At 74.0% G+C, this 6,993-nt stretch carries 4 protein-coding genes; all 4 read right to left on the reverse strand.

What is annotated here, in order from left to right:
* Nucleotides 1-815: RsiV family protein (locus tag C1J00_RS35115; protein WP_146046314.1), on the reverse strand; the 815-nt coding region annotated here is incomplete at its 3' end.
* Between the two features lie 195 nt (nucleotides 816-1,010).
* On the reverse strand, nucleotides 1,011-4,742 hold the full coding sequence (locus C1J00_RS35120) for an nSTAND1 domain-containing NTPase (RefSeq protein ID WP_102912996.1): 3,732 nt from the start codon (nucleotides 4,740-4,742) through the stop codon (nucleotides 1,011-1,013).
* Nucleotides 4,743-4,842: 100 nt separating this feature from the next.
* Nucleotides 4,843-5,109, reverse strand: a complete 267-nt coding sequence (locus C1J00_RS35125) for a hypothetical protein (protein ID WP_102912997.1) — start codon at nucleotides 5,107-5,109, stop codon at nucleotides 4,843-4,845.
* 9 nt (nucleotides 5,110-5,118) lie between these two features.
* Nucleotides 5,119-6,993 (reverse strand): S41 family peptidase (locus C1J00_RS35130; RefSeq protein WP_180989807.1); only part of this gene is annotated, 1,875 nt, incomplete at its 5' end.

Here is a 6,993-nt window from a genome sequence, read left to right on the forward strand (position 1 = left end):
GGGACGTGGGGAGCGCCGAGGTCGAGTGAACGGCCGGGGCTCACGGTCTGCTGCTGGGCACGCCTGCCGAACGCGGACAGCCATGGCGTGATCGTCTTCTTGGGGATGGTCGCCGTCAGGGCACCGGCGGCCGGAACGCCCACGTCGCCGCGGTCGAAATGCACCCGCAGTCCGCCGTCGGCGGTGAAGGCGATGTCGTCCAGGGCGACGTCGCGGCTCTCCGGGACGGAGAACGTGTCGTCCAGGCCGGCGGCATCCACGCCCTCCCGGTCCTTGAGCTGATCCTTCAAGGCGGCGAGGAAGGCGTCCCGGGAGCCGTCGGCGACGAGTCCGAGTGCCGTGCGGTGGGCACCGGGCCTGCCGTCGTACCAAAACGTCCTGGCGGACAGCCCGTCGGCCGCCGCACTCTGGTCCTGGGTGGTGAGGCGGACGCCGAGCACATCGCCGGAGGCGACCAGGAACTGGTGGCTGATGTTGAGCTCGCGGCCGTCCGCTCCGCCCGAATCCGAGCATGCCCCCGAGCGGAAGGTTGTCAGGCGCCGCTCCACGTCCTTCTTCATCGCGGCCGTCATCGCCTCCGCGCCCGGCACGTCCGGGTAGCTGGTCGCGAACGGGCAGGAGCTGTCCTCGCTGCTGTCGCTGACGATCTCCAGGCCCTTGATCTTCGACGGGTCGACCGTCCGCACCGGGGACGGCGACGAGCCGGGCCGTGCGCCGTCGGCTGCCGTGACCGGCGGTTCGGACGTGCCGTGCGCACAGGCCGCGGTGAGCGAGCCGAGCAGCACGAGGGCGGGGAGCAGGGTGTGAGAGCGCATGTGACCAGAACCTGAGGAGAGGAGACCTTCCGGGCGTCGCGGACCGGACGCCGGGCGGCCGCCGCGTCGAAGGACGCCGACGGCCGTTGTGATCTCCGATCGTTCTGGTCAGGGGCGTTTTTCAGCGAGCCCCGGGGTCACCGTGAACAATTTCAGGGCCGGATCCGGCGGTACTCTGTCTCCTTTTGTGTGCTTTCAGTGCGCTGCTGGGCAGACCTGCCGGTACGGCGCGTCCGGGACGTACCGCCGCCACTGCGCCCGGGTCAGCCCGCCACCGGCGCGTTCGCAGAGGGCTCGGACGGCCGCGTCGGGGGCGATGGGACGGCGTTGCAGCACCACGTTCGGGCCGGTGGCGTAGAGCATGCCGTCGTCCCTTCCGAAGGCGAGCGAGCGGATCTCGTCCCCGGACGTGGGCAGGTCGCCGCCGAGCAGCCGTTGCCCGGCGGTGTCCCACAGCCGGAGGGCCCCGCCGGCTCCTCCCACGGCGAGGGTGCTGCCGTCGGAGGAGAAGGCCAGTGCGCCCACGGCCTCGGTCCGGCTGTTCGGTGCCGTGTCGGCGGTGCCGGTCAGGACGCCCGTGGTGTGCCGCAGGTCGCCGTCCCAGAGGGTCACGTGCCCGGTGGTGTCGCCGACGGCGAATCGGGTGCCGTCGGGGCTGAAGGCGAGCGCGGTGACCTCGCGGCCGTCAGCGAGCGCCCACCCGGTGACCTTGCCGGAGGACACGTCGGCGTACTGGTCGGCGGAGCCGACGAGCAGCCGTCCGTCCGGCCGCACGGCCACCGCCTGCCCGAAGAGGCCGTGCAGCGTTCGGGACCTGCGATGGGTCCGGGTGTCCCAGACCTCCGCCGCGTCACCGCCCCTCGCGGAGCGCGCGGCCAGCAGCGTGCCACCGTCGACGCCCAGGGCGAGCGCGGACACGGGGCGGTCGGCCGCTCCCGAGGTGCTGAAGCTCGTACGGACCGTGCGGTCCGCCACGTCCCACACGGTGAAGCGCAGCCGCAGGGAGCCGCCCGAGGAGACGGTGTCGGCGACGGCGAGAGTCCGGCCGTCCGGGCTGAAGGCCAGGTGCGGAGTTTCGTCGCCGGTGTCGCTCGGCAGGGGGCCGAGCGTGCTCCGGGCGAGGACGGCGCCGGTGCCGGTGGAGCGCAGCTCGAAGCGGTAGCCGTGCCCGGACCGGGTGGCGGTGGCGAGGGTGGTGCCGTCCGGGCCGAGGAGCGTGGCGTCGGCCGGTGTGCTCTGCCAGGGGGCGGCGAGGCGGTCGGTGAGGTCGAAGGTGTGGACGGTGGCGCGGTCGAGGTAGCGCAGGAGGCGGTGGCCGTGGTCGGGGGTCCACGTCAGCCCTGTGACCTGCGCGCCGGCCAGCGGCCGGTGGAAGACCTGCCCGCCCCCCGACGCCAGCTGCCATACGGCGATCTCCTGGTCGTCGGTGGTGGCGAGGAACTCCCCGTCGGGCGAGAGGTCGGCCTGGGCGAACCCGGTCGTGCCGCCGCTGGCGAAGTCGGCGACGACGCGGCCGCTGCGGACGTCCCAGACGGTGGCCGCTGTCCCGTGGACCGAGGCCAGCCGCCTGCCGTCCGCGCTCAGGCGCAGCAGCCGGTCCCCGCCGTCGACTCCCGAGCCGGTGCCGCACACAGTTCTGTCCGCCTTCTGCCAGGCACCGGGCAGCTGCCTGCCGTGCACGGTGTCCCACACCTGGGGCGCGCCCTCGGCGGGGCAGAACGCGGCCAGGCGTCCGCCGGGGCCGAGGGCGGCGGTGGTGAGGCTGCGGGAGACCCCGGTGGTGAAGAGGATCTTGCTGTCGTCCGTCCGGAGGACCCGGACCTGACCGGTCTCGTCGATCGGCTGGGTGAGGAACGCGTCTCCGTCGGGCGCGGTCGCCCCGAGCTCGGCGTCGCCCAGATCGGCGGCCGACCTCCCGCCGGGGAGGTTCCACAGGGTGTCGCTGCCCGACCCGGTCAGGACGAGGAACCGCCCGTCCGGGCCGACGCCGGACGCCTCCGCGTCGCTCGGCAGGTGGTAGGCGCCGGTACGGCGGTGATCGGCCACGTCCCAGGCGGTGACGCGGCCGCCGTCGGCCCTGAGCAGGGTGCGGCCCTGGCCGGTGAGGAAGCGCCGGACGTCCTGGCCGGTCTGCGGGTCGGTGAAGGCGTCCCGTTCCGGCTGGGCGAGCGCGCCCAGCAGGGCCGAGCGGGTCTCGGTGAGCGGGGCGATCCGCCACGCGGCGGCGCCGAGCAGGGACGCGGTACGGGGATCGGTGGCACGCAGGCTCTCGGCGACGGTGGCCAAGCGGCGGGCGGCGGCCTTGGCGGCCTCCTCCTCGCCCACCCGGTCGCGCTGCCAGGCGACGACTCCCGCGGTCAGCGCGAGCACGAGGAAGACGGAGAGACCGACGCTGAGCACACGCGTGCGGCGGGCGGTGCGCGTGACGGCGTCCCGTTCGGCGTCACGGGCCGCGGCCGAGGCGGTCAGGAACGCCCGCTCCGACCGGGTGAGGTCGTCGGTGCCGTCCTTCTCCCGCTGCGTGCCGAACAACTCCTCGGCGCGCTCCAGCCGTGACCCCCGGAACAGCGCGCCGGGGTCACCGTCCAGCTCCTCCCAGGCCCGGGCGGCCTCGCCGAGAACTCGCTGGGCGCGCAGCCGGTCCCGGCTCTCCTCGATCCAGCCGGCGAGGCGTGGCCAGCCGGTGATCAGGGCCTCGTGGGCGAGTTCGACGGTGTCGCCGTCCAGCGTGACCAGGCGGGCGGCGGCAAGTCGTTCCAGGACGTCGAGCGCACCCGGTCCCAGTTCCGAGCGGGACGCCGGGCGGCGCGTGTCGGCCGTGCGGTCCCCGGGGGCGATCAGCCGCAGCAGGACGCGCCGGGCCGTACGTGCCCGGCCTTCGTCCAGGTCGCCGTAGACCTGCTCGGCGGTGGCGGCGATCGCCCCGCGTACGCCGCCCGTCTCCTCGTACGCGGCCAGCGTCAGCGTGCGGCCCCGGCGGCGGCGCCACGTCTCCAGCAGGGCGTGCGAGAGCATCGGCAGCGCGCCCGGCCGGTCGCCCACCTCCTCGATGATCCGCGCGGTCAGCACCCGCTCGACGTTCAGCCCCGCCGCGGTGGCCGGGCCAGTGACGACCTCCCGCAGCTCGTCCTCGTTCATCGGGCCGACCAGCAGGTTCGCGTGACTGACCGCCTCGGCCAGCTCCCGGTGGGCGGCGCAGTGGCCGTAGAAGTCGCCGCGCACCGCGACCACCACCCGCAGGCGGCTCTCCGACTCGCGCGCGCCGAGCAGCAGGTCGAGGAAGCGGTCCCGCTCGTCGCGGTCGCGGCAGAGGGTGAACAGCTCCTCGAACTGGTCGACGATCACCCAGGTGTCCAGCTCACCGTCCTGGGGAACGAGCGCCGGCCCGTGCGTGTGGGCGGGCCGCTCACCGGGGGTGAGGACCCGGAGCACCGCCGGTCGGTCGGCGCCCCGGCCGTCCCGCAGCAGCGGGATGAGCCCGGCCCTCAGCAGTGAGGACTTGCCGCTGCCGGAGGGCCCGAACACCGCCGCGAACCGGTGCGCGCGGGCCAGGTGCAGGAATTCGCGGGCCAGTGACTCCCGTCCGAAGAAGAGGTCGCTGTCGTCCGGCTCGAAGCGGGCCAGTCCTCGGTACGGAGCCCGCTCGTCGGCCGCGGGAGCGCGGAGCTCGGCGTCCGCCTCCCGCCAGCGGACCTCCCACCCGTGCGGGTCGGCGTCGAGGGCCTCGACGTACGCGCGCACCACCGCGAGCGTCGGCAACTGGTCGCCGGCCGCGGCCTGCGACAGTGCGGTCGTGGAGTAGCCCGCCCGCTCGGCCATCTCCCGGTAGGGCGGCTTCCCGGCCTTCTCCCTCAGCAGGCGTAGGTCGTGCGCGAGGCGCTGCACCGGGCCGGCGCTGGGGTCCACCGGCTTCTCTCGTCGACCCACCTGGTGGCACCTTTCGACCCTCGAACACGAAAACGGAGCTCAACCTACGTTTTCGCCCGTCCGCAGGCAATCCCGGACCACCGGGTGGGAACGCCCCCGCTCAGGGCAGTGGCTCGAGGGCGTCGTACGCCACCCCGGGGCTGAGGTAGACGGTGCCGCCGGAGCCCCTGACGATGTCGGTCGTCAGCTCCTGGTGGGCGTCCGCGGACTTGGTCCGGGCGCTCGCCGGGGCGGCGTAGCTGCAGGTGGGTTCTTCCAGGTGCGCCCGCCGTCGTACGACGCCTTCACCCTGAGCGACCTCAGGTGCCCCTTGGCCGCCGGGCCCCGGGTCGGTGCCACGATCGGGCCGTGGACACCCCCAGCGCATGCCGGTGGTTCACGTGGGCAGGCCTGGGGGCGTCTTTGCCGGTGCCGTCTCCAGGCTCTCCAGTGCCAGTCGGATCGCCTCGTCCAGTTGGATGTCCCTGCCCGCCGCGTGGTCCTGGGGGCGTTGGACGATCTCCACGTCCGGATCCACGCCGTGGTTCTCCACGCCCCACTCGTAACCCTCCAGCCAGAAGGCGTACTTGGGCTGGGTCACGAGGGTGCCGTCGACCAGGCGGTAGCGGCTGTCGATGCCGATGACGCCGCCCCAGGTGCGGGTGCCGACGACCGGGCCGAGGCCCAGGGCCTTGATGGCCGCGTTGACGATGTCGCCGTCGGAGCCGGAGAACTCGTTGGCGACGGCTACGACGGGTCCGCGGGGGGCGTCCTCCGGGTAGCTGTAGGGGCGCATGCCGCGCGGGACGGCCCAGCCGACGACACGGCGGGCCAGCTTCTCGACGACCAGTTGCGAGGTGTGGCCGCCCCGGTTCTCGCGGACGTCGACGACCAGGCCCTCCCGGGCGACCTCGACGCGCAGGTCGCGGTGGATCTGGGCCCAGCCGGGGGCCTGCATGTCCGGGACGTGGAGGTAGCCGAGGCGGCCGCCGGACCTCTCGTGGACGTAGGCGCGGCGGTCGGCGACCCAGGCGTGGTAGCGCAGCGGTTCCTCGTCGGCGACCGGGATGACGACGGCGTGCCGGGGGTCACCGCCGCCGGAGGGGGAGATCGTCAGCTCCACCGGCTTGTTCGCCGTGCCGATCAGCAGCGGGCCGGGCCCGGCGACCGGGTCGACGGGCTGTCCGGCGATCGCGACGATGGCGTCGCCGGGGCGTACCGCGACGCCGGGGGCGGCCAGCGGGCTGCGGGCGTCCGGGTCGGAGGTCTCGGAGGGCAGGATGCGGTCGACCCGCCAACTGCCGTCCTCGTGACGGGAGATGTCGGCGCCGAGCAGTCCCTGGCGGGGGCCGCCGGGGCCGCCGCGCGGGGTGACGTAGGCGTGCGAGGTGCCGAGCTCGCCCTGGACCTCCCAGAGCAGGTCGACCAGGTCGTCATGGGTGGCGAGCCGCTCCACGACCGGGCGGTAGCGGTCGAGGACGCCGTCCCAGTCGACGCCGCTCATGTCGGGCCGCCAGAAGTGGTCCCGCATGATGCGGCCGTTCTCGTCGAACATCTGGCGCCACTCGGCCGCCGGGTCGACGAACTGGCGTACGCGGCCCAGGTCGACGGTGATGTTGCTGTCGCTGTCGTCGTCGTTGGAGGCCCGCCGGTCGCTGGGCACGACCTTCAGCCGCCCGTCGGTCCACAGCAGCACCCGCTTGCCGTCACCGCTGACCGCGAAGTGGTCGGCGTCGACGGCGAGATGCTCGACGCGCTGCTGGGCGAGGTCGTAGCGCTCCAGCTCGGACTTGGGTTCGGGGTCGTCGGGGGTGGCCCTGGACGCGCCGAGCACACCGGTGACCGGGTGGCGCAGCCACAGGACGCCGTCCTTGGCGGCACGCAGGTTGGTGTAGCGGGCGGCCTCGACCGGGAAGGGCACGATGCGGTCGGCGAGGCCTTCGAGGTCGATGCGGGTGGTGGGGGTGCCCTCGCTGTCGGGGGTCTCCTCCCGGTCGGGCGTCTCGAAGGACCGGCCGTGCCGCTGCGGCCCGAACGGGGAGGGCGTGGTGGCCGCGAGGGTGATCAGATGCGGCCGGGCGCCCACCACGAAGGCCAGGTCGAAGACGTGCTCGTCGTAGACCGGGTCGAAGGAGCGGGTCGACAGGAACGCGAGGTGCTTGCCGTCCATCGTGAACGCGGGCGCGTAGTCCTGGAAGCGCAGCGGGGTGGCCTCGGTGACCGACAGGTCGGTGGTGTTGGCGAGCTTCAGCTGGCACAGGGGCCGGGGCCC

Origin of the sequence: Streptomyces cahuitamycinicus (genome assembly GCF_002891435.1) — a bacterium.
Lineage (GTDB): Bacteria > Actinomycetota > Actinomycetes > Streptomycetales > Streptomycetaceae > Streptomyces > Streptomyces cahuitamycinicus.